General features: G+C 68.0%; 24 protein-coding genes. 10 read left to right on the forward strand and 14 right to left on the reverse strand.

From position 1 onward, the window contains the following. The first annotated feature begins 36 nt into the window (after nucleotides 1–36). The 3 genes from MOX01_RS07750 (at nucleotide 37) to MOX01_RS07760 (ending at nucleotide 2,984) form a co-directional block, all read left to right on the forward strand. Entirely contained in the window at nucleotides 37–1,698 is a 1,662-nt protein-coding gene (locus MOX01_RS07750) for an ABC-F family ATP-binding cassette domain-containing protein (RefSeq protein WP_141369194.1), read from the forward strand. Continuing rightward, nucleotides 1,695–2,249 carry a GNAT family N-acetyltransferase gene (locus MOX01_RS07755; RefSeq protein ID WP_141369195.1) on the forward strand — a complete coding sequence of 185 codons (555 nt, stop codon included), beginning with the start codon at nucleotides 1,695–1,697 and terminating at the stop codon, nucleotides 2,247–2,249. The genes MOX01_RS07750 and MOX01_RS07755 overlap by 4 nt, the downstream gene beginning before the upstream one ends. 159 nt (nucleotides 2,250–2,408) lie before the next feature. Then, nucleotides 2,409–2,984 carry an alpha/beta fold hydrolase gene (locus tag MOX01_RS07760; protein ID WP_046749604.1) on the forward strand — a complete coding sequence of 192 codons (576 nt, stop codon included), beginning with the start codon at nucleotides 2,409–2,411 and terminating at the stop codon, nucleotides 2,982–2,984. 13 nt (nucleotides 2,985–2,997) lie between these two features. Here MOX01_RS07760 and MOX01_RS07765 read toward each other — a convergent pair whose 3' ends face one another. From MOX01_RS07765 to MOX01_RS07780, 4 genes are all read right to left on the reverse strand, one after another. Beyond that, nucleotides 2,998–3,342 carry a LysR family transcriptional regulator gene (locus MOX01_RS07765; RefSeq protein ID WP_046749603.1) on the reverse strand — a complete coding sequence of 115 codons (345 nt, stop codon included), beginning with the start codon at nucleotides 3,340–3,342 and terminating at the stop codon, nucleotides 2,998–3,000. A 59-nt stretch (nucleotides 3,343–3,401) separates the two neighbouring features. Next, nucleotides 3,402–4,067: a hypothetical protein gene (locus tag MOX01_RS07770; RefSeq protein ID WP_141369197.1), complete on the reverse strand. Its 666-nt coding sequence runs from the start codon at nucleotides 4,065–4,067 to the stop codon at nucleotides 3,402–3,404. A 122-nt stretch (nucleotides 4,068–4,189) separates the two neighbouring features. Further along, nucleotides 4,190–4,489, reverse strand: coding sequence for a Fe-S cluster assembly protein HesB (locus tag MOX01_RS07775; RefSeq protein ID WP_045262755.1), 300 nt, complete (start codon nucleotides 4,487–4,489; stop codon nucleotides 4,190–4,192). A gap of 107 nt (nucleotides 4,490–4,596) precedes the next feature. Continuing rightward, entirely contained in the window at nucleotides 4,597–5,055 is a 459-nt protein-coding gene (locus tag MOX01_RS07780) for a GNAT family N-acetyltransferase (RefSeq protein ID WP_061015145.1), read from the reverse strand. A 154-nt stretch (nucleotides 5,056–5,209) separates the two neighbouring features. Between MOX01_RS07780 and MOX01_RS07785 the strand changes: the two genes are divergently transcribed. Continuing rightward, nucleotides 5,210–5,755: a Dps family protein gene (locus MOX01_RS07785; RefSeq protein WP_046749600.1), complete on the forward strand. Its 546-nt coding sequence runs from the start codon at nucleotides 5,210–5,212 to the stop codon at nucleotides 5,753–5,755. Between the two features lie 30 nt (nucleotides 5,756–5,785). Here MOX01_RS07785 and MOX01_RS07790 read toward each other — a convergent pair whose 3' ends face one another. Then, the gene (locus MOX01_RS07790; RefSeq protein ID WP_046749599.1) at nucleotides 5,786–6,313 is read right to left on the reverse strand and encodes a DUF6328 family protein; all 528 of its coding nucleotides are present in this window, start codon (nucleotides 6,311–6,313) and stop codon (nucleotides 5,786–5,788) included. 69 nt (nucleotides 6,314–6,382) lie between these two features. Here MOX01_RS07790 and MOX01_RS07795 point away from each other — a divergent pair, with 69 nt between their 5' ends. Further along, nucleotides 6,383–6,586 carry a hypothetical protein gene (locus tag MOX01_RS07795; RefSeq protein WP_061015142.1) on the forward strand — a complete coding sequence of 68 codons (204 nt, stop codon included), beginning with the start codon at nucleotides 6,383–6,385 and terminating at the stop codon, nucleotides 6,584–6,586. Between the two features lie 2 nt (nucleotides 6,587–6,588). Here MOX01_RS07795 and MOX01_RS07800 read toward each other — a convergent pair whose 3' ends face one another. After that, a complete protein-coding gene (locus MOX01_RS07800; protein ID WP_058631898.1) occupies nucleotides 6,589–7,200 on the reverse strand; it encodes a 1-acyl-sn-glycerol-3-phosphate acyltransferase in 612 nt (203 codons plus the stop codon). 95 nt (nucleotides 7,201–7,295) lie between these two features. On the opposite strand from MOX01_RS07800, the gene MOX01_RS19125 reads away from it, so the two are divergent. Further along, a complete protein-coding gene (locus tag MOX01_RS19125) occupies nucleotides 7,296–7,442 on the forward strand; it encodes a hypothetical protein (protein WP_170224175.1) in 147 nt (48 codons plus the stop codon). A gap of 34 nt (nucleotides 7,443–7,476) precedes the next feature. Here the strand turns inward: MOX01_RS19125 and MOX01_RS07805 are convergent, their stop codons facing one another. Continuing rightward, nucleotides 7,477–8,955 carry an MDR family MFS transporter gene (locus MOX01_RS07805; RefSeq protein ID WP_141369199.1) on the reverse strand — a complete coding sequence of 493 codons (1,479 nt, stop codon included), beginning with the start codon at nucleotides 8,953–8,955 and terminating at the stop codon, nucleotides 7,477–7,479. 164 nt (nucleotides 8,956–9,119) lie between these two features. On the opposite strand from MOX01_RS07805, the gene MOX01_RS07810 reads away from it, so the two are divergent. Then, nucleotides 9,120–11,177 carry an ABC transporter ATP-binding protein gene (locus tag MOX01_RS07810; RefSeq protein ID WP_141369215.1) on the forward strand — a complete coding sequence of 686 codons (2,058 nt, stop codon included), beginning with the start codon at nucleotides 9,120–9,122 and terminating at the stop codon, nucleotides 11,175–11,177. Between the two features lie 75 nt (nucleotides 11,178–11,252). On the opposite strand, the gene MOX01_RS07815 is transcribed toward MOX01_RS07810, so the two are convergent. Genes MOX01_RS07815 through MOX01_RS07845 form a run of 7 tightly spaced genes read right to left on the reverse strand, consistent with a single transcriptional unit; the run spans nucleotide 11,253 to nucleotide 18,585 of the window. Further along, nucleotides 11,253–12,026, reverse strand: a complete 774-nt coding sequence (locus MOX01_RS07815; protein ID WP_141369201.1) for an SDR family NAD(P)-dependent oxidoreductase — start codon at nucleotides 12,024–12,026, stop codon at nucleotides 11,253–11,255. A 25-nt stretch (nucleotides 12,027–12,051) separates the two neighbouring features. Then, nucleotides 12,052–12,999 carry a glycosyltransferase family 2 protein gene (locus MOX01_RS07820; protein ID WP_141369203.1) on the reverse strand — a complete coding sequence of 316 codons (948 nt, stop codon included), beginning with the start codon at nucleotides 12,997–12,999 and terminating at the stop codon, nucleotides 12,052–12,054. 22 nt (nucleotides 13,000–13,021) lie between these two features. Then, on the reverse strand, nucleotides 13,022–14,158 hold the full coding sequence (locus tag MOX01_RS07825) for a cysteine desulfurase family protein (protein ID WP_141369205.1): 1,137 nt from the start codon (nucleotides 14,156–14,158) through the stop codon (nucleotides 13,022–13,024). 5 nt (nucleotides 14,159–14,163) lie between these two features. Further along, a complete protein-coding gene (nadC, locus tag MOX01_RS07830; protein ID WP_058631903.1) occupies nucleotides 14,164–15,015 on the reverse strand; it encodes a carboxylating nicotinate-nucleotide diphosphorylase in 852 nt (283 codons plus the stop codon). After that, nucleotides 15,015–16,538 carry an L-aspartate oxidase gene (nadB, locus tag MOX01_RS07835; protein WP_141369207.1) on the reverse strand — a complete coding sequence of 508 codons (1,524 nt, stop codon included), beginning with the start codon at nucleotides 16,536–16,538 and terminating at the stop codon, nucleotides 15,015–15,017. The genes nadC and nadB overlap by 1 nt, the downstream gene beginning before the upstream one ends. Beyond that, entirely contained in the window at nucleotides 16,535–17,872 is a 1,338-nt protein-coding gene (gene nadA / locus MOX01_RS07840) for a quinolinate synthase NadA (protein WP_058631905.1), read from the reverse strand. The genes nadB and nadA overlap by 4 nt, the downstream gene beginning before the upstream one ends. Next, nucleotides 17,869–18,585, reverse strand: coding sequence for an NUDIX hydrolase (locus MOX01_RS07845; protein WP_141369209.1), 717 nt, complete (start codon nucleotides 18,583–18,585; stop codon nucleotides 17,869–17,871). Before MOX01_RS07845 ends, nadA begins: the two co-directional genes overlap by 4 nt. A 268-nt stretch (nucleotides 18,586–18,853) precedes the next feature. Here MOX01_RS07845 and MOX01_RS07850 point away from each other — a divergent pair, with 268 nt between their 5' ends. Genes MOX01_RS07850 through MOX01_RS07860 form a run of 3 tightly spaced genes read left to right on the forward strand, consistent with a single transcriptional unit; the run spans nucleotide 18,854 to nucleotide 22,553 of the window. Further along, nucleotides 18,854–20,542, forward strand: coding sequence for an ABC transporter substrate-binding protein (locus MOX01_RS07850; protein WP_046749589.1), 1,689 nt, complete (start codon nucleotides 18,854–18,856; stop codon nucleotides 20,540–20,542). A gap of 42 nt (nucleotides 20,543–20,584) precedes the next feature. Then, a complete protein-coding gene (locus MOX01_RS07855) occupies nucleotides 20,585–21,580 on the forward strand; it encodes an ABC transporter permease (RefSeq protein WP_141369211.1) in 996 nt (331 codons plus the stop codon). Beyond that, nucleotides 21,573–22,553: an ABC transporter permease gene (locus tag MOX01_RS07860; RefSeq protein WP_058631909.1), complete on the forward strand. Its 981-nt coding sequence runs from the start codon at nucleotides 21,573–21,575 to the stop codon at nucleotides 22,551–22,553. Before MOX01_RS07855 ends, MOX01_RS07860 begins: the two co-directional genes overlap by 8 nt. The last annotated feature ends 11 nt before the right edge of the window (nucleotides 22,554–22,564 follow it).

Below are 22,564 nucleotides of genomic sequence, written 5' to 3' on the forward strand. Positions count from 1 at the left end.
TCCGTGCACCACCCGCACGGGTGACAGGATTGACGGATGACCGCAACTCTCGTGGCACAAGGGCTGGCCGGCGGCTACGGCCACCGCACCCTCTTCGACTCGCTCGATCTGACCGTCGCGGCAGGCGACGTGGTCGGCCTCGTCGGGGTCAACGGCGCAGGGAAATCGACCCTCCTGAAGCTGCTGGCCGGCGTCGATGAACCGCAGGCCGGGACGATCCGTCTCTCACCTTCAGATGCCTTCGTCGGCTGGCTTCCGCAGGAGCACGAGCGCGTCCCCGGCGAGAGTGTCGCCGAGTACATCGGCCGCCGCACGGGATGCGCAGCAGCGACCAGGGACATGGATGCCGCCGCCGCTGCTCTGGGCGACCCGAGCCTCGCACCTCCGGGCACGGATCCCGCTGACACCTACTCGGTCGCGCTGGATCGCTGGCTGGCGAGCGGTGCCGCCGATCTCGACGAGCGGCTTCCGGCGGTGCTTGCCGAGCTCGGACTCGACCTCGGCGATGATCCCGCCGACACGATGATGACGTCGCTGTCGGGTGGGCAGGCTGCGCGGGTCGGACTCGCCGCCCTGCTGCTCTCGCGCTTCGACATCGCGCTGTTGGACGAGCCGACGAACGACCTCGACCTCGACGGCATCGAGCGACTCGAAGCGTTCGTGCAGGGGCTCCGTGGCGGTGCCGTGGTGGTCAGCCATGACCGCGAGTTCCTGGCGCGGTGTGTGACCCGTGTGCTGGAACTCGACCTGGCGCAGGGCAGCAACAGGGTGTTCGGGGGCGGGTACGACTCGTACCTGGAGGAGCGGGCCACGCTCCGTCGACACGCGCGCGAGAAGTACGACGAGTTCGCCGACAAGAAGGCCGACCTCGTCTCCCGTGCGCGAACTCAGCGCGAGTGGTCGAGCCAAGGTGTGCGCAATGCGATGAAGAAGGCGCCAGACAACGACAAGATCAAGCGCAAGGCCTCGGCCGAGTCGAGCGAGAAGCAGGCGCAGAAGGTGCGCCAGATGGAGAGCAGGATCGCCAGGCTCGAAGAAGTCGACGAACCGCGCAAGGAGTGGCAGCTCGAGTTCACGATCGGCTCGGCGCCGCGCTCCAGCTCCGTCGTCTCGACGCTGAGTTCCGCAGTGTTCCGACAGGGGACGTTCCAACTCGGCCCGGTGTCGCTGCAGGTCAACGCGGGGGAGCGGATCGGCATCACCGGCCCCAACGGTGCGGGCAAGTCGACGCTCCTTCGCGGGCTGCTCGGACGTCAGCTTCCCGACGAGGGGACGGCGAGCCTCGGCGCGAGCGTGCAGATCGGTGCGATCGACCAAGCCCGTGCGCAACTGACCGGCTCGCAACCGCTCGCGACGGCGTTCGAGGCTCTGGTCCCCGAGATGGCTTCGGGCGAGATCCGCACCCTCCTTGCGAAGTTCGGGCTCAAGGCCGACCACGTCACCCGTGCGGTCGACGAACTCTCGCCCGGAGAGCGCACCCGCGCAGGACTCGCGCTGCTCCAGGCCCGTGGCATCAACCTCCTCGTCCTGGATGAGCCGACGAACCACCTCGACCTGCCCGCGATCGAGCAGCTCGAACAGGCCCTCGAGTCGTATGAAGGAACCCTGCTGCTCGTGACCCACGACCGGCGGATGCTCGCGACCGTGAAGACCGACCGCCACTGGAGAGTGGAGGCGGGGCAGGTGGTCGAGGCGTGACGACCTTCGTCATCGAGACCGTCCCCCATGAGCGTCTGACCGAGGATGACGTGGCGCGGCTGTGGGAACTGTTCGACGTGGAGTATCTCGCGCGGTTCGGCGAGTGGGACCCCGATCAGCCCTACGGCTACGCGCCCCATGACCTGCACGTCATCGCTCGACTCGGGCACGACGTGGTGGGCCACGTCGGCTGGGCGCGGCGGACGATCGGCGTCGGCACCGCAGAGGTCGTGATCGCGGGTGTCGGCGGAGTCCTCATCTCTCCGCGTGCGCGGGGCGAAGGAGCGGGTGCGAGACTCATGGCGGCCGCGACCGCGTCGATGATCGATGCCGGTGGTATCGAGTTCGGCTACCTGGGGTGCCGTGAGGAGGTCGTCCCCTTCTACGCGTCGTGCGGGTGGCAGCGGGTCACGGCAGCCGAGAAATCGGTCGATCGCGCCGGGCGCCCGGTCACGCAGCCGCCGGGGCCGCCGATTCTGCTGCTCCCGGTCGAGGCTCCGCTGGATTCGTGGCCGGCAGGTGCCATCGATCTCCGCGGGCGCGCCTGGTGATCGTCTGACCGAGTGCGCTCGAAGGTGTCGTCGTCTCGCTGACCGCCAGGTCGGGATACGCTGGAGCACGGCGGCTCCGGTCGCGGTCCGGTCGCTGGTGTCCGCCGTGGGCGTTCCGCCTGAGTTCCTGACCCTGACGGCACGAGGAGATTGACGCCGATGACCGAGACCCAGATCTTCGAGCCCGACGGCCGCGCCATCCCCTTCGTCGACGAGGGAGACGGACCCGTCAAGCTGGTCCTGATCCAGGAGCGCGACGTGGCGGCGGATGTGCTCGGCGTCGTGGCGCACTACCTTGCGGAGGAAGCGGGCTTCCATGTGCTGCGGATCGGCCACCGTGCCGAGGGTAAGCACGACGAGGCGACGCTGGCTGCGCGGGTTGACGACGCGCTCGCCGTGATCGACCACGTGGGCCTCGGAGACACCTGGATCGGCGGACACGGCTTCGGCGGTACGGTGGCGCGTGCTTTCGCCGTCGCCCACGCCGACCGCGTGAACGGCCTGGCCCTGTTGGCCGTCGAAGACGACGCGACGCCGCTCGCGCCGGTGATGCCCGTTCTCATCATCCAGGGCAGCAAGGACATCGAGACGCCTCCGGCGAACGGCGAGCAGCTGCAGTCCACGGCGCCCGAGCGCGCGAGCGTGAAGACCATCGAAGGTGGCGACCACATGTTCCCGATGACCTTCCCCATCGAGACGGCCGTCGTGATCGAGGAGTACCTCGACTGGGACTGAGCGACCCGTTCGCCTACCGGCCCTGCCGCTTCTTGTAGGGCTTCGGCTGGCCCTTCACCGCGGGAGCACGCCCCTTGCCCTTCGACGCCTTGGCCTTGCCTCCGGCAGGGGCAGGGGCGCTGCGAACCGGCTCCGGCGCAGCCGCGACCTCGGCACGCGCCTCCACGAGGAGCAGCTCACCCACGGAAGTGAGCCGCGTCGGGCCTTCGCGGTGCACGATGGGGTGGCCCACCTCGGCTTCGAGCTTGTCGATCGAGGTGTAGAGCGAAGCCAGCGGAATCCCGAGCTTGTCCGCCGCGCGCGGAAAATGGAGTTCATCCGCCAGGACGACGAAGCGGCGGAGCAGGGAGATCTTCACGGGAGCCTTTCGATGATCCGCACGGGCTTGCGGACTGCTTCCAGGGTACGTGGTGTCGTTCAGAGGTCGCTGTAGTCGTTCGCGGGGACCTGGATCTGCTTCACCGTGTCGCCGTCGAACCAGAAGAGCGTGTAGATGATGCCGGTGGAGCCAGGGCGGCTGAGCGACTCGGTCCCTGGCGCTTCGCGTCCTCCCAGGCCGAGGAACTCGGCGGTGGCGGGGTCCTCGGCATCGTCGAGCGCCCAGGCGCCCGCATCGAGGAGCTCGGCACGCGTGGATCCGACGGAGAGACCGTCTGCGGCGGTGATCGGAACACCGTCGAGCGACGCTCCGGTGATCGCCACAGAGGCCGGACCTTCGTGCTCAGTGTCGGTGAACACCCGCAAGCCGTCCCATATGTAGTTCACGAACGAGAAGTCGTAACCCGGGAAGGTCTCCACTTTCGCCGGCTCCGGGAGCTCTCCCGTCGTCTCTTCCAACAGGTCGAGCACCGCCTCGGTGTCGTCGAGAGCGGCGTCGCGGGTGCCCGTCTCGTCGGTGACGGCGATGCCGTCGAGGGACACGACGATCCGTGGCTCCACAGTGGGGGTCGGACTAGGGGTCGGCGACGAGGGTGCAGAACTGGGCACGGTGGTGGGCTCGGCTGCGGGGCGAGCTGAGGTGCAGCCGGCGAGAAGGAGAGCCGCGCCGGCGAGAGCCAGCGCAGGCAGAAGTGAACGTCGCATGGTCTCACGGTATCGATAGGGGGTGACGACGCAGCAACGGGCAGGCCGACGGGGTCGGATCGTGATATTCCGGACAGACGGATGCCGCGACCGATTCGGCCGCGGCATCCGGAATCCTTCGGTCAGGCGACCTGTGGGGTGACGGCGAAGGACACGGAGCCTTCGTCGTCCACGCCGGCATCGAGGATCTTGTCGTCGAGAGCAGCGACTGCCGACTCATCGAGGAAGAGCCGGGTGCCGGCCACTTCCACGACCTGGTCCTGCGGCTCCGGGTCGGCGGCGACGAGCACGGCGAGGCGCGCACCGCCCTCGGCGTTCTGAGGCTCTGTCGAGTGGATGCGGAGCCCGGCATCCGGGGCGTCGGTCTGACGGCTCACCAGAGTCGTCACGATGGCGGAGGCGTTGTCGGTGAGGGTGAGCACGAGACTCTCCTTCCGGTTGGGGCATGTCACGGTCGCGACATGTCCGGGCTACGATGCCGAACCTCGGCGAGTGTCTCAACCCCCTTGCGGGGATTCGGAGGAGGCTCTTACCCTGCTCGCAGGTTCTTGCGCAGAAACACCTGCGCGGTGCCGTCGCCGTCAGGTACACGCTCGTGCTCCTCATACCCGCACGACTCGTAGAGGCGGATGTTCGCTTCGCTCAGACTGCCCGTGAACAGCTCGGCCACATCCGCGTTCGACGCCTTCTCGGCGCTCTCGAGCAGGAGGCGGCCGATTCCCTCGCCCTGCATGTCCGGTGCGATCGCGATCCTGCCGATCAGCAACAGCCCGTCCTGCTCCACGTACCGGATCGCGCCGACGAGCCGCCCGTCGATGCGTGCTGTCAGCCCGGATTCGGAGCGGAGTTCCGCTTCCAGCTCGGTGAGCGTCTGCGTCAGCGGTGGCATGTCGACGCTCCCGTAGATCGCCGCTTCCGACACGAAGGCCGCCCTCTGCACGGTCAGCACCTCGCCGGCGTCGCGGTCGCTGATGGGAGATATGACCACCTCACCCGGTGCGGCGTGCTGGTCGGGGCGGTGCTCTTCGTTCACGATGTCTGCGTCACTCACCCGAGTCACATTCCGGGGTGGGCGCCCGCGGTGTCAACCCCCTCGCCGTGGAGGATCGCCAGGGCTAGCGTCGCGATCAGGAGGTCACACCATGGCTGAAACCACAACCACCAAGAAGACCGGCGGCTCGACGAAGGGCGCGGTCAAGACGACCAGGCAGCAGAACGCGGAGAAAGGCTTCACCGCCTCGACCACGCTCGCGAAGAACCTGCAGGCGGTGCTGGTCGACCTGCTCGATCTCGCGATCCAGGGCAAGCAGGCCCACTGGAACGTCGTAGGACGCAACTTCCGCGATACGCACCGGCAGCTCGACGAGATCATCGACGACGCTCGCACCTTCAGCGACACGATCGCCGAGCGCATGCGTGCCCTGCACGCTGTGCCGGACGGGCGCAGTGCCACCATCGCGAAGACCTCTTCGCTTCCCGAGTTCCCGGCGGGAGAGGTGTCCACCACCGAGACGATCGACCTGGTCACCGAGCGCCTGGAGGCGGCCGTGGCCACCGCTCGCGACGTGCACGATGCCGTCGACGAGGAGGATCCGACCTCGGCGGACCTGCTGCACGCGATCATCGAGCGGCTCGAACAGTTCGCCTGGATGGTCAGCGCGGAGAACCGCAGCCCCGCGGGACGCTGAACGTCCGCTCACCCGCGGACCACGCCCTCTTCATTCGGGTCCTGCTCCGCGGGTGAGAGGCCTTCCGCGCATGACTCGGGGCAGAGCGAGCCATAGGGCTCCGATCAGGACGAGCGCCGCGAAGAGAGCGATGACACCCGCCGTCCGATTCACCGTGAAGTCGACGATCAGCGTGGTCACCCCGACGGTCAACGCACCGATCACGACCAGATCGATACGCACGATCCGGGCGGCGATGCGGACGAGATCGGGCTTGCGACGACGTCCGAACAGCGCCCTGTGCATTCCGACCGGCGCGAGGGCCAAGATGGTCGCCACAGCTGCGAGAGCGACGAGGACGACATACAGGTCACGCTGGAGCTCGTCCATGTCGGTGAACCGCGGCTGGAAGGCGACAGCCAAAAGGAAGCCGGTGAGGATCTGGGTGCCGGTCTGCATGACCCGCAACTCCTGCAGCAACTCGTCCCAGTTGCGATCCGCCCGCTCGTTGGCGGTCTCGTCGCGTCCGTCGACACGGTCGTCGCGCTCGTGTTCTCCACGCGATGGGTCTGATGTCATGGTCTCAGTGTGGATTTCCCGACCTGGCGCTGTCCAGCCGCTTGCGTCCCCCGAACGAAGGAGTGCAAGATGACGCTCCCACCGATCCGCGACTGGTGGCCTGAGCTCTCGCAGGACGGGCGCCGCGCCGTGCTGAACAGCGACACCTCTCATCTGGACGATGCCGTGCGCGAGGAGATCCGGGTGATCACCGGCGCCGTGGTCGGGATGGTGGAGTCCCTCAGCGAATCAGACCTCGCCTACGCGCGAAAGCACAGCGAGGCCGAGGACTGAGGTCACGGCGCCGGCGCGTCCTGAGGAGACTCGGGTTCGGTGGTCGTGGGGAGTTCCTCGCGCAGCCGCGGCTCGGTACGTCGGTCGGGCCGCACGCCCGCCTTGTCGGCGTAGAACGCGCGGATCCGGTCCATGTCGGCTGCGACGTCTCCGGTGAGATCGATCGTCGGTCCGAGGCCGGTGGTCATGGTCGTCCGATCCACGAAACCGAGAGTGACCGGCATGCCCGTCTCTCGTGCGATCCGGTAGAAACCCGACTTCCAGTACTCGTTGCCCCCGCGTGTTCCGTCGGGGGTGACCACCAGTCCGAAGACGGTGCCGTCGTGCACCTGGCCCACGACATCCTTCACCACGCGCGCCGGGTCGGTGCGGTCGACGGGGATACCGCCGAGACGCCGCATGATCGGACCCCGCCAACCGCGGAAGAGGCTCTTCTTCCCGAGCCAGTGCACGCTGATGTCGAGCTTCCACGCGATGGCGAGCATCAGCACGAAGTCCCAGTTCGAGGTGTGGGGTGCTCCCACGAGCACCGTCGGACGCGTCGGCGCCGACTCGCTCACGAGCTTCCATCTGCTGAACGCCCAGAACACGCGGGCGAGGAGTCGTTTGAGCATGGCTCAACCGTAGGGGAGAACGGCTGTCGATCTGCTGTCGACGTGCTACGGGCGCCTTCGGTGCCACTCCCTCCAGGCAGGCGTACGATCGAGGGATGAAGAAAACGCAGCAGGACTCCGTGCAGCAGGACGCGCCCGTCGGGCTGCAGCCGCTCCTGGATTCTCTGAACCTGCTCGAGGGGGAAGCGGCCGGCTATTGCAGCAATGGCGTCTGCCACTTCCCCGCCCCGAAGAGCGAGTAAGCAGCAGACGCCATCTCAGGCCGTCCCGGCGCGGTCAGTGCCCGCCGTGGAACCCTTCGCCCGCATCGTCTGCAGGCTTGCGGACGAACGGGCTGAGCGCCACAGTCGCCAGCGAGATGATCGCCGCGATCAGGAATGCCATGCGTGCGCCGGGAGCGCCGGCGACCGCAGTCGTCAGGCCCTCCTGCTCGCCCGCGTGCAGGATCGACGAGTAGGTCACGAGGAGCAGTGCGACACCTGCCGCGCCACCGACCTGCTGCAGTGTGTTCAGCACGGCCGAACCGTGCGAGTACAGCGACCGCGGGAGCGAACCCAGCGATGCCGAGAACAGCGGTGTGAACGACATCGCGAGACCGACGGACATGACAGCCTGCACGATGATGAGCACCCACCACACGGTGTGCTCACCGACGGTCGAGTAGAAGAACAGCGACGCCGACACCATGATCGTGCCGGGGATGAGCAGCGGGCGGGTGCCGCGCGCATCGTAGACACGGCCCATGATCGGTCCGAGCAGGCCCATCAGCAGCGAACCGGGGAACAGGATCAGGCCGGACTGGAGCGGGTTGAGCCCCGCCACGTTCTGCAGGTACTGCGGGAGCAGGGTCAGCGTGCCGAACATCGACAGCGCCAGAATGGACATGATGATCACGGACAGCGTGAAGTTGCTCGAGCGGAACACGCGCAGGTCGAGCAGTGCGTCGTCGATGCGCTGCAGCACGAGCTGACGCCACACGAAGAGCCCCAGTGAGACGGCACCGACCACCAGGGAGATGATCCCTGCGGTCTCGCCGGATCCGCCCTCGCCGCCGAACTGGCTGAGACCGAACACGATCCCGCCGAACCCGAGAGCCGCGAGCGGGATCGAGAGCACGTCGAGCGGCACGGACCGCGTCTCACCCAGGTTCGTCATCCACTTCACACCCATGAAGAGGGCGATGAGCGAGATGGGGAGGATGATGCCGAAGAGCGCGCGCCAGCTGGCGAGCTCGAGCACGGCTCCGGCGAGGGTCGGGCCGATCGCGGGAGCGAGCGAGATGACGAGACCGACGCGACCCATCATGCGACCGCGGGACTGCGGCGGCACGACGTTCATGATCGTGGTCATCAGCAGCGGCATCATGATGCCGGTACCTGCGGCCTGGATGACACGGCCGACGAGCAGCACGGCGAAGCCGGGGGCGACGAGAGCGACGAGCGTGCCGAGGGAGAACGCGATCATCGCGGCGATGAAGACCTGGCGCGTCGTGAACCGCTGCAGGATGAACCCGGTCGTGGGGATGACCACGGCCATGGTGAGCATGAAGGCGCTCGTGAGCCACTGGCCGAGCTCGGGCGGGATGCCGAGGTCGGTGTTCAGATGGGGGATCGCGATCCCCATCGTGGTCTCGTTGAGGATGGCGACGAAGGCGGCGACGAGCAGCAGCCAGATCACCCGCATGTCCTTGCGGGGGATCTCGCCCCCTGCCGCGGCGGGAGTCGTCGAGATGGAGCCGGTATCGACGGCAGACATGGGCGGCCTCCAGGGCGAAGAAGAAATGGATATCGCGAGAGTTCGCAAGAGTCATTCAGCGTAACGGCAGCCGCGGACATTTCATTCCGTATTCACAGATATCCGCTGAAGGCGGATACACGCGGCCCGATGTCCGCGCGCGTGGGTACGCTGGCGCAATGAGCATGGGCGGCGGCATGGGCGGTGGCCCGCGGGGAGGTGGCTTCCGCGGAGTCGATGAAGACGCGCAGCGGAAGTTGAACGCCGAGGCGCCGCGGATCAACGGTCTCGGGGCGCGGGTGGTCTCCCTGTTCCGCCCCTACCGCTGGCGCATCCTCTTCACGGGCATCCTGGTCGTGCTGGGCGCCGCGATCGCGGTCATCCCGCCGCTGATCGTGCAGCGCATCTTCGACGACGCGCTGTTCCCGGTGGACGGCGGAAGCCCGCACCTCGAACTGCTGGCCTGGCTCGTCACCGCTATGGTCGCGCTGTTCCTGGTCTCCGCGGGGCTGGGGGTGGCGCAGACCTGGCTCACCTCGACCGTCGGCAACAGCGTCACCGGCGATCTGCGCGTGAAGCTCTTCGAGCATCTGCAGGCGATGGAGCTCGGATTCTTCACGCGCACCAAGACGGGCGTCATCCAGTCGAGGCTGCAGAACGACGTGGGTGGCGTGTCCGGCGTGCTGACCAACACCGTCACCAGCATCCTCGGCAACGTCGTGACCGTGATCGCCTCGCTCGTCGCGATGATCCTGATCGACTGGCGGCTGACGCTCATCGCCGTCGTCATGATGCCGTTCCTGATCGTCGTGCAGCGCAAGGTGGGGCAGGTGCGCGCCAGGATCGCGGGGGAGACGCAGGAGTCGCTGTCCGAGCTCACCTCGATCACCCAGGAGACCCTGAGCGTGTCGGGCATGCTGCTGTCGAAGGCGTTCAACCGGCAGCGCACCGAGTCGGAGCGGTACCAGGCGGAGAACCGCAACCAGGTCGTGCTCCAGGTGCGGCGTGCGATGAGCGGCCAGGGGTTCTTCGCCGTCGTGCAGGTGATCATGGCGAGTGTGCCCGCCGTGATCTATCTCGTCTCCGGCTATCTGATCGCCGGCGGGACCGGAGCCATCACCGCGGGAACCGTCGTCGCCTTCACCACCGTGCAGGCGCGGCTGCTCATGCCGTTGATGGGCCTCATGAGGGTCTCGCTCGATCTGCAGACCTCGTCCGCGCTGTTCGCGCGCATCTTCGAGTACCTCGACCTCGTGCCGGAGATCCAGGACGCCCCCGACGCGATCACCGTCGATCAGGCTCCTGGACCCCGCGGGCGCATCGAGTTCGACGAGGTCGTGTTCCGGTACCCCGATGCCTCGGCTGACGCCAGGCCGACTCTCGACGGTGTGTCGTTCACGGCGGAACCGGGTCAGCACGTCGCGTTCGTCGGCCCGTCGGGCGCGGGCAAGACCACGATCCTGTACCTGGCGCCGCGGTTGTACGAGGCGAAGGGAGGGGCCGTGATGTTCGCGGGCGCCGACGTGCGCACCCTCACGCAGGAGTCGATCATCGACAACGTGGGCATCGTGTCCCAGGAGACCTACCTGTTCCACGCGACCATCCGTGACAACCTCCGCTATGCGAAGCCCGATGCCACCGAGGAAGAGCTGATCGCGGCGTGCACGGCCGCCAACATCCACCACATCATCGCCGGCTTCGAGCAGGGGTACGACACCGTGGTGGGCGAGCGCGGGTATCGGCTCTCCGGCGGGGAGAAGCAGCGCATCGCGATCGCCCGCGTGCTGTTGAAGGACCCGCCGGTGCTACTCCTCGACGAGGCGACCTCGGCGCTCGACACGGTGTCGGAGCGCGTGGTGCAGGAAGCGCTCGACGAGGCCGCGAAGGGGCGCACGACGCTCTCCATCGCCCACCGGCTCTCGACCGTGATGGGCGCGGACGTGATCCACGTGCTCGAAGCGGGGCGCATCATCGAGTCCGGCACTCACTCCGAGCTGCTGGCGCTCGGTGGACTCTATGCCGAGCTCGCGGCTGAGCAGGTGGCGGCGTCGCGGGTGCTCGACACCGAGGCAGCGGTCGAGGAGGCGGTGACGGGCGGCGCTGCGGCTCCTCTCGCTGAGCGCCGCGCCGACAGAGCGCCTGCCGATTCCGCCGGCGAAGACGCCGTCGCGACCATCACCGCCGCTGTGCCTCTGCTGGCCGAGCCGAGACCCGACGAGCGGGTCTACCCGCCGGGGCCCTGAGTAGTCTCAGGCCAGTGCAGTCTCAGGCCAGTGCAGTCTCAGGCCAGTGCAGTCTCAGGTCAGTGCAGTCTCAGGTCAGTGCACCGACAGCCCGCCGTCGACGAACAGCGAGTGACCGGTGACGTAGCCCGATCCTGCCCCGGCCAGGAACACCGCCGCACCCGCGAAGTCGCTCGGCAGACCGTTGCGTCCGATCATCGTGCGGGCCGCGAGCTCGGCGACCTTCTCCGGGTCCTGTTGCAGGCGGGCGTTCAACGGCGTGAGCACGAACCCCGGCACCAGCGTGTTGCTCGTGACGCCCGTCCCGCCCCAGGCCTCGGCCTCCGAGCGCATGAGCGACTCCACGGCACCCTTCGACGCACCGTACACACCGCTGCCCACGAAGGCCCGGTGCGCCTGCTGGGAGCTGATGTGGATGAGGCGGCCGTATCCGCGTGCGGCCATGCCCTTCGCGAAGTGCTGGCCGAGCAGGAACGGTGCGAGCGCGTTGACCGTCATCGTGGCGTCCCAGTCTTCTTCGGTGATGTCGGGGAAGGGCGGCCGGATGTTGATGCCGGCCGAGTTGACGAGGATGTCCGGTTCCCCGAAGGGCTCGACAGCCGCTGCGGCGACGGCGTGGATTCCCGCCCTCGTGCTGAGATCGCCGACGACACCGGTCGCCCGGCAGCCGAGCGCACGCAGCTCATCGACGGTCTCGCTGATGCGTTCCTCACCGCGGGCGACCACGACCGTGGCCGCGCCGGCACGAGCGAGCGCGGTGGCGATCCCTCGACCGATGCCGGAGCTGCCGCCCGTCACGACAGCGGTGCGTCCCTCGAGGGAGAACAGCGAGGAGAGGTAGTCGTTCATGTGTCCGCCGATCGGTGGTCCGCGCTCACCAGGCGAGAGCCGTGGCGAGGGAGGGGTCTGGAGTGGCATCGGCGAACTCGGGGAGTGCCCGGAGCTCGGCGATGAAGGCATCGACCTCGGCGGCGTATGCCGGGTCGGTATGCTGCTCCGCGATGTCGAGGAGTGAGGGGATGTCCATGGCGAGGATCAGCTCGATCCGCGCTACGACCGAGGCGCGTGCGCCGGCGTCGTGCAGCACGCGGATGCCGCCGCGCAGAGCTGCCAGGTAGTCGCGCAGTACGGGGAGTCGACCTTTGCCCTGGGTGATCGAGGTGCCGTCGGCGCGGAGACGCCAGTGCACGACCACATCCGGGATGACGTCGAACGCCCGTGCGCGGGTGTACATCTGTTGGGCGACGATCTGGTCCTCGTAGGCGACGCCTTCCGGGAAGCGGAGATCCTGCCAGAAAGGAGTGCGACTCAGCTTCGACCAGGCGACGATGTTCGACACCGCCCGGGGATGTGCGGTGAGCGTGGTGCCCAGCCTCTCCGGGGAGGTGGCTGCGGATACCCAGGGCTGCACGCGACCGGCGAGGTACGCATCTCCCTGAGGGCGTGCGCGCACGTAGGCTCCGGCGACGAAATCGCTTCCCGTCCGTTCGAGTGTGTGCGTCATCCGGGCGAGGGCGTCCGGCCGCAGTTCGTCGTCGCCATCGAGGAAGCCGAGGTAGGGGGTGTCCACCAGGGCGAGACCGGCATTGCGGGCGGCGCCGAGGCCACGGGAGGCGTCATGGCGGATGGTCGTGAAACGTCGGTCAGCGGAGGCCGCGTCATCGAAGATCGCGCCCGTCTCGTCGGTCGAACCGTCGTCGATCAGGATCGCCCGCCAGCGGGGTTCGGTCTGTGCGCGGAGCGAGTCGAGCGCAGCGGGGGCGAAGGCGGCGATGTCGCGTCCGGGGACGATCAGCGTCACGATCGGGGCGGAGGCAGTCACGTGCCGAGTCTATGGCCGGGCATCAGCCCCGGGCCGCGCGCACGGATTCCGCGACGAGCGCCGCCAGGCGCTCGGGAGCGTCCGTGGCCAGCTCCTCGCGACCGAACGTGAAGCGCACCGACGTCTGTGCGACCTCGGGAGCGATTCCGCAGGCGAGCAGCACGTGCGAGGGGTCGTCGCTGCCCGCCGCGCACGCCGATCCGCTCGAGGAGATCACTCCGCGGCGCTCGAGCTCGAGCAGCACGGCCTCCCCGCTGGTGCCGGCGAACGTGAAGCTCGCGGTGCCGGGCAGACGATGCACCGGGTCGCCGGTGAGTGCTGCTGCAGGCACGGCGGCGAGCACCAGGGCGGCGAAGCGCAGGCTCGTGGCGGCGACCCGCGCCGCCACGAGTTCTCGCTCCCGCTCGGCGAGTTCCAGGGCCGTTGCCAACGCCACCGCTCCCGCGACGTTCTCGGTGCCGGATCGTCGACCGCGTTCCTGACCGCCGCCGTGCAGCAGGGGCTCCACGGGAAGGCGTCCGCGGACCGCGAGCGCACCGATGCCCTTGGGGGCACCCAGCTTGTGACCAGCGATCGACAACGCATCGGCACCGAGATCCCGCAGGGGAAGCCACCCGGCCGACTGCACGGCATCGAGGTGCAGGGGGACCTTCACCGCGCTCGTGACGGCTGCCAGGGCTGTGACGTCCTGCACCGTCCCGATCTCGTTGTTCGCGTGACCGAACGACACCAGCGACGTGTCTTCCCTGATGGCCGCGGTCAGCGCATCCGGGGCGATACGCCCTCGGGAGTCCACCGGGATCATCGTCACCTCGACGCCGTGGAAGCGTCGGAGATACCCGGCGGACTCGAGGATCGACTCGTGTTCGATGGGGGAGATGACCAGGTGGCGCCGTCCCGCCTCCAGAGCGGCGAGCGCGATGCCCTTGACCGCGAGGTTGTTCGCCTCTGTTCCTCCTGCGGTGAACACGACGTCGTTCGTCCGCATCCCCAGCACGCGGGCCACCCGTGCCCTGGCGCCGTCGAGGGCGCTCGCCGCGGCCTCGCCCGCCGTATGGTGACTCGACGGATTGCCGAACACCCCGGTGAGGAAGGGACGCATCGCTTCGAGCACTTCCGGACGCACCGGTGAGGTCGCCGCGTGATCGAGGTAGAGCATGACCGTCAGTCGATCCGCAGATCCAGGCCGAGATCGAGGGCGCGGGCGGAATGCGTCAGAGCTCCGACCGAGATCACGTCGACACCGGTGCGTGCGATCTCGCCGACCGTGTCGAGGGTGACACCGCCCGAGGCTTCGACGATGGCTCGACCGCCGATGAGGGCCACGCCCCGCTCCAGGTCGTCCAGCGAGAAGTTGTCGAGCAGCACGGTGTCCGCTCCACCGTCCAGGACGGCGTCGATCTGGTCGAGACGGTCGACCTCGACGACGACGTGGGTCGTATGGGGGAGCCGGGACAGGGCCGCGCGCAGGGCGGCCGCGAGGTCGAGGCCCGAGCGTTTCAGCACCGCGAGGTGGTTGTCCTTCGCCATCACCGCGTCGGACAGGGAGTGCCGGTGATTGCGGCCGCCGCCCGACTCGACGGCGTGACGCTCGAAGGCGCGCAGACCGGGAGTGGTCTTGCGGGTGTCGGCGATCCGCGTCTCGGTGCCGTCGACGGCCGCCACGTAGGCGGCGGTGAGCGTGGCGATGCCGCTCATCCGCTGCGTGAAGTTCAAGGCGACGCGCTCCGCGGTCAGTACGCTGCGCGCCGCACCGGATACCGAGGCGAGGACGTCTCCTGCAACGAACTCGTCACCGTCGCCGACGTGCAGATCTACCTGGACGGACGGATCGGTGAGACGGAAGGCGGCGGCGAAGACCTCGCCTCCGCTGAAGACCCCGGCCTCTCGTGCGACGAGATCGGCCGTGGCCGTGGCTTCGGCGGGCAGCAGCGTGGTGCTCGTGAGGTCGCCCCACGGAGCGTCTTCCTCCAGTGCGGCGCCGACGACGCGGTGCAGAGTGGCGGGGGTCAGCATCAGACGGTCTCCAGGATCGATGAGGGTGTGGGGGATGAAGAAGGGGCACCTGTCGCATCCGTGTCGACACGATGATGTGCTCCGACGGAAACGGTGCGCTTCAGAGCCGCCGCCGCCGTCGCCTGCGCGAGGAGCAGCAGGTTCGCATCCTCGTGCTCCGTCACGGTCGTGGGCGTGGTGGGGGCGCCGGCCCACCCCTGCAGCACGCCGAGCGCCCGGGTGAGGCCCTCGCCCGTGCGCAGCAGGCCCACTTCGTCCCACATCAGCCGCTGTAGTCCAGAGCGGGTGAACCCCGGTTCGGCGTCGACGAGGTTCGCGTCGAGGCTCATCTCGGAAGGGGTGTGCTCCTGTTCCGGAAGAGGCCAGGGCATCGTGAGCGCTGCCGCCGCGCGAGCCCCGAAGACCGCGCCCTCGAGCAGGGAGTTCGATGCCAGCCGGTTGGCCCCGTGCACGCCCGTGCGGGCGACCTCTCCTACGGCGAAGAGCCCTGGCACCGTAGTGCGTCCGTCGAGGTCGGTGACCACGCCGCCCATCAGGTAGTGCGCCGCCGGGGTCACGGGTAGGGGGCTCTTCGCCCAGTCGAAGCCACGCTCTCTCGTGACACGATCGATGGTCGGGAAGCGGAGCGCGAGCGTGCGGGCTCCGAGCATCGTGGCGTCGAGCCTGACGGGCGCAGCCTGAGCCGCGGCACGCCGTGCGATCGCTCGCGACACCACGTCCCGCGGCGCGAGCTCACCGTCGGGGTGGCTGTCGAACACGAACCGGCGGCCACGGTCGTCCACCAGAACCGCGCCCTCACCGCGCACCGCCTCGGAGATCAGGAACGCCGGGCCGGAGGCGAGGACGGTGGGATGGAACTGGACGAATTCCAGATCGGCGACCGCTGCACCTGCGCGAAGCGCGGCGGCGATGCCGTCACCCGTCGTTCCTCCGGGGTTGGTGGTGTGGGCGTAGAGCTGGCCGGCACCGCCGGTGGCGAGGATCACGGCGTCGGCCTGGAGGGTCGAGAGCACACCGTCGCGACGGATTCGGATACCCCGAACGACACCGTCGCGCTTCACGAGGTCGACAAGGAAAGCGCCGGTGAGAACGGGGATGCGCGCGCGACGTGCGCATTCGACGAGGGCCGCGGAGATCGCCGCCCCGGTGGCATCGCCGCCCGCATGCGCGATGCGGGCGTGGCTGTGCGCCGCCTCGCGTCCGAGTCGCAGTGAACCGTCGTCGTCGCGGTCGAAGCCGACACCCCGTGCGATCAGCTCGGCGATCCGCTCCGCGCCGTCGGCGACCAGCACACTCACCGCGTCCGGATCGGACAGCCCGGCGCCGGCGATCTGCGTGTCGGCGGCATGCGACGACGGGGAGTCGCCCGGGCCGTACGCTCCGGCGACACCCCCCTGAGCGAACCCGGTGCAGCCGTCGCCGAGGTCACCCTTGGTGACGATCGTCACGTCGTGACCCGACTCGTGCGCGTGCAGCGCCGCGGTGAGCCCCGCGATGCCCGACCCGACGATGATGACCTTCATCGTGTGCCCGCGACCGCCGGGGGCTTCGCCGCGAGCATCCGTTCCAGCGCCACCCGAGCGGGGGCGGCGACGTCGTCGGACACGGTGATGCGGTTCGGCGTGCGACCGGCCACCAGCTCCTCCAGCACCCACGCGAGGTAGCCGGGGTGGATGCGGTACATCGTCGAGCACGGGCACACCACGGGGTCGAGGCAGAAGATCTCGTGCTGCGGATACTGCGCAGCGAGTCGACGGACGAGGTTGATCTCGGTGCCGATCGCGAAGGTGGTCGGTTCGGTCGCCGTGTCGATCGCCCGGCGGATGTACTCGGTCGACCCTGCTTCGTCGGCGGCGTCGACGACCTCCATCGGACATTCGGGGTGCACGATCACGCGGACACCGGGGTGATCGGTGCGCGCTTGGTCGATCTGGTCGACCGTGAAGCGTCGGTGCACGGAGCAGAACCCGTGCCACAGGATGACACGCGAGTCGAGCAACTCCTCGGCGGAGGATCCGCCCAGCGCTCGCCGCGGGTTCCACATGGGCATCTGATCGAGCGGCACTCCCATGGCCTTGGCGGTGTTGCGGCCCAGATGCTGGTCGGGGAAGAACAGGACCCGCCGCCCCCGCTCGAATGCCCACTCCAGCACGGTCCGCGCATTCGACGACGTGCACACGATCCCGCCGTGTCGCCCGACGAAGCCCTTGATCGCCGCCGAGGAGTTCATGTACGTCACGGGGATCACGGGCACGCGGCCGTCGGCGTCTGCGGCCGCGAGGTCTCCGAAGACGTCCTCGAGCTGCTCCCAGCACTCCTCGACCTGGTCGATGTCGGCCATGTCGGCCATCGAGCACCCCGCGGCGAGATTGGGGAGGATCACCGCCTGATCGGGTTGCGAGAGCAGATCGGCGGTCTCGGCCATGAAGTGCACGCCGCAGAACACGATCGCCTCGGCATCGGCTCTGCCCTTCGCCGCCGTCGCCAGCTGGAACGAGTCCCCGACGTAGTCCGCGTGCTGCACGACCTCTTCGCGCTGATAGAAGTGTCCGAGGATGAGCACCCGGTCGCCGAGCGTGGCCTTGGCCGCCCGGATCCTCCCGTCGAGTTCCTCTTCCGAAGCCTCGCGGTACTCGGAAGGCAGCTCGCCTTGTCGCGGGGCACCGGTCGGGATCACGTCTCCCATCGATGAGCCCGGTCCGTATCCGGGCCGCGCGTCGAAGTCCCACGGTCCTGCGGCGAGATCCGTCGCGCACGTGGCGTCCGTGGACGCGCCGGTGACGATCGCCTGGATCGCATGGTCGACGGAGGGGTCCAGCGGTGGTACGGCGGGAGCGGGGACGAAGGTGATGCTCATCGGATGCTCGTTTCCTCGGGTCGGAGCGGGCCGCGATCGGCGAGCTCGATGTCAGTGTTGTCGCGATACAGACGTGCGGGCCGGTGGCTTCCGGTGCGGAACCGGTCGGTCGGGAGCAGATTGCCCGCCGCCTCCACCTGGCGACGGAAGTTGGCGGGGTCGAGGGCGCGTCCGAGGATCGATTCATAGGCTTCGCGCAACTCGGCGAGCGTGAACTCGGCGGGGAGGAACCCCTGTGCGACTCGGCTGTACCCCACCTTGTTGCGCAGTCGCCACAGCGCGTACTCGACGATCCGGTCATGGTCGAACGCGAGGTCCGGCAGCTCCTCGACGTCGAACCAGCGAACGTTCTCGGGATTGTGCCCGGCTGCGCGATGTGCGGCGCTCTGCGCGGTCACGTCGTCCTGCCGCAACAGGGCCCAGTACACGATGGAGACGACCCGCGTGGGGGAGCGGTCGACCGCTCCGAAGGCATACAGCTGCTCGAGGTAGCTGGGGGCGAGTCCCGTTGTCTCGGCGAGGGTGCGGGCCGCGGCATCGACGGGAGACTCCGTCGATGTGAGCCAACCTCCGGGGAGTGCCCACTGGCCGGCGAAGGGCTCGCGCGTGCGCAGCACGAGGGGCAGGGAGAGCACCGCCCGTCCGTCGTCGGTCCTCCGCAGCGTCAGGATCACCGTCGAGACGGCGACTCGGATGTCACCGCTTTGAGTCATTCGCACCTTAACCTCCGATGTCGATCTTAGTGTCATCGAGACTCTTAGTGGTCCTCTGTGACGAGGATTCGGGCTGAGTCCGAAACGTTATCTGAGGAGCGCGAGGAGGCTTGTCCACGAGGACGGGGTTTGTTAGGTTACTGTCCTAACAAACCCCTTCGGGAGTGGCCGCCGGTCGTCTCCCCGGGCCCGAGAACCCCACCTCCGGGGTTCTGCTCCATCCGGAGCGATCCCTCCTGCAGTGCAGCACCGAGAGGAAACAAGAGAAATGATCCGTAACGGAAGGCGCAAGATCGCGCTCACCGCGATTGCCGGTGCATCCGTCCTCGCCCTGGGCCTCACCGCCTGTGGCGGCGGCAGCGACAGTGGCAACGCCGATGGCGACAAGGCCCTGCGTGTCTGGGCCGGCAGCCAGACCCCCATCGCCGCGAACTACAACCCGTTCGCTCCGACCGTGCTCCACGGCGCGCTCGGGCCGATCTACGAGCCGCTGTTCTTCTACAACAAGACCGCGGACTCCGAGCCGGTCGGCCTGATCGGCGACTCGTTCGAGTACAACGAGGACGGCACGGTGATCACGGTCACCATCAAGCCCGACCTCAAGTGGAGCGACGGTGAGCCCCTGACCGCCAAGGACGTCGCGTTCTCGTTCAACTACGAGGCCAACAACCCCGAGGGCAACGGTCTGATCTCCGCCGAGGCCACGGACGACACCACCGCCGTGCTGACGTACTCGTCTGCCCAGTACACGACCGAGTTCCAGCGGATGGGGTCGAGCTACATCCTCCCCGAGCACGTCTGGAAGGACGTCAAGGACTTCGCCAACTTCACGAACGAGGAGCCCGTCGGATCCGGCCCCTACGTGGTCGACAAGACCACGAGCGAGTCCTACACCCTCGTCGCGAACAAGAACTACCGCGATGCCGACAAGCTCGGCGTCAAGAAGGTCCAGTACATCGCGGTCGACAACAACCAGACGGCACAGGACCTGCTCGCCGCCGGCAAGCTCGACTGGACCGGCATGTTCATCCCCAACCCGGATGACGTGACCGGCAACGGCAAGATCGACTGGATCAACACCCCGCAGGACCCGACGGTGCTCTACACCTGCTCGAACGCCGAGCTCGGCTGCACCGGCCCGCAGACGGACGTCGCGGTGCGTCAGGCGCTCAACGTGGCGATCGACCGCGGCATCATCAAGGACAAGGCATTCGTCGGCCTCACGGGCGACATCTCGCCGGCTTTCACGCTGCTGCCGCGTGACGAGAAGTGGCTCGCCGACCCGGCCAACGAGGTCAGCCCGCAGGAGGCCAACGCCGCCGAGGCCGGTTCGATCCTCGAGGCCGCCGGTTACACCAAGGGTTCGAGCGGCATCTACGAGAAGGGCGGGGTTCCGCTCGAGCTCACGCTCACCTCGGTCGACGGCTGGACCGACTACAACGACGCCGCGAAGCTGATCGCCGAGCAGGCCGAGGCCGCAGGCATCAAGATCACGGCATCGACGGTGCAGTGGCAGGAGTTCTCCGATTCCCGTCAGGGTGGCGAGTTCCAGCTCATCATGGGTGGTGTGATCGGCACGTCCGTCGCCGACCCGTTCCAGATCTACCGCGACTGGTTCGGCGGCACGGCCGTCGAGTCGACGACCCCGGTCGGCACCGAGATCCCCGCAGGACGCTGGAACTTCAGCCGCTACAGCAACCCGGTCGTCGACACGGCGATCCAGTCGGCGATCAGCACGAACGACGAGGCGACGAAGAAGGAGCTGTACGCAACGATCCAGACCGAGATCGTGCGTGACCTGCCCTACATCCCGCTCGTCATCAACGCGACGCAGACCTTCTACAACACGAAGGACTACACGGGCTGGCCGACGGAGGAAGACCTCTACGCCTTCCCGCCGTCCTGGGGTGCGATCGCGGCAGGCTACGTCCTGACGCAGCTGCAGCCGGTCAAGTAACACGAGAGGAGTCGGGGAAGAAGGAAGTCAGGAAACAGTGACATGAAGTTCTATGCACGAAGAATCGGGTTCTACGCGTTCACGCTCTGGGCCGCGATATCCATCAACTTCTTTCTTCCCCGGCTCATGCCGGGAAACCCCGCCGACATCATGATCGCCAAGATGCAGCGGGCGGGCGGCGACGTCTCAGAGACGACCATCCGCAATATCAGGCTCCTGCTCGGCGGCGACGACTCGTCGCTGTGGGATCAGTACCTCGCGTACTGGGGGCGGATGTTCCAGGGCGACCTCGGCGTCTCGGTGACGAAGTTCCCCACCCCGGTGACGGAGCTCATCGCCGGTGCTCTTCCCTGGACGCTCATCCTGGTCGGCACGGCGACGATCATCTCCTTCGTCCTCGGCGTCGTGCTCGGCGCCTGGGCCGGATGGAAGCGCGGTACCTGGGTCGACCATCTGATCCCTGCCACCACCGTCCTGCAGTCGATCCCGTACTTCTGGATGGCGCTGATCCTGGTGGCGGTGTTCGCGGTCGGCCTCGGCTGGTTCCCCATCTTCGGCGGCTACGACGTGTTCGACTTCCCCGACGGCCCCGAGCCGACGTGGGCCTTCTTCAGCGACGCCGTCGCCCACGCCATCCTTCCCGCCGTCACCATCGTGATCAGCTCGGTCGGCGGCTGGATGTTCGGCATGCGCAACATGATGGTCTCGACGCTCGCCGAGGACTATGTGCTCACGGCCGAGGCCAAGGGCCTGCGCCCGCGCCGGGTGCTCACCACCTACGCTGCCCGCAACGCCGCGATCCCCTCGATCGCCGGCTTCTCGATCACGCTCGGTTTCGTCGTGGCCGGCTCCATCGTCATGGAGCAGGTGTTCACCTACCCCGGCATCGGCAAGCTGATGTTCCAGGCCGTGACCAACAACGACTACGCGCTGATGCAGGGGCTGTTCCTCGTCATCACGCTCACGGTGCTCGCCGCCAACTTCATCATGGACCTCGTCTATGGCTTCATCGACCCGAGGGCTCGCCAGAATGTCTGACACGAAGAACCCGCTCCTCACGGAGGAGCCACCCACCGTCGCCCCTGAGGGCACCGTCGCTCTCGCCACACAGCGTCAGGAACGAAAGCGTCGCCGCATCCTGCCCAGCACCTCGCCGAAGTTCATCGTGGGCGTGTGCATCGTGCTGGCGATCGTGCTGTTCGCGATCATCGCGCCGATCTTCTCCCAGAACCCGCGGAGCACGGCCAACCCAGCGCTTCAGCCGCCGTCGGCCGAGCACTGGCTCGGCACGACCAAGCTCGGCAACGACATGTTCGCCCAGCTCGCGACCGGTGCCCAGGGCTCGCTGCTCATCGGCGTGACGGCCGGCAGCATCGCGATCGTCCTCTCCCTCCTGTTCGGTGTGCTCGCCGGCTACCTGGGTGGGTGGCGTGAAGACGGCCTCGCCCTGCTCACGAACGTCATGATCGTGATCCCCGGACTGCCGCTGGTGATGGTCATCGCCTCGTTCGTCCCGCAGCGCAGCTGGCAGCTCGTCGCCTTCGTGCTCGGCATCACCTCCTGGGCCGGGGCGGCGTACGTGCTCCGGCTGCAGACGCGCTCGCTCCGCACACGCGACTACGTCTACGCCTCGAAGGTCGCGGGCGAGCGGTCGTTCCGCGTCATCCTCGTCGAGATCATGCCGAACCTGCTGCCGCTGCTGGCGGCCCAGTTCCTCTTCGCGATCATCTTCGCGATCCTCGGCGAGGCCGGCCTGTCGTACCTCGGCCTCGGACCCAACTCGTCGATCACCTGGGGATCGATCCTCAACGACGCACAGTCGGGGCAGGCGCTCGGACGTGGGGCCTGGTGGTGGTTCGTCCCGCCGGGACTCATGATCGCGCTCCTCGGCGCCGGCCTGTCGCTGATCAACTTCGCCATCGACGAGGTCATCAACCCGAAGCTGCGCAATGCACCCGAAGCCGCGCGCCGCGTGCGCAAGGCCGCCAAGACCAAGGGGGTCACCGCATGAGCGAGCCTGTG

The organism is Microbacterium oxydans, from assembly GCF_006540085.1.
Lineage (GTDB): Bacteria > Actinomycetota > Actinomycetes > Actinomycetales > Microbacteriaceae > Microbacterium > Microbacterium oxydans.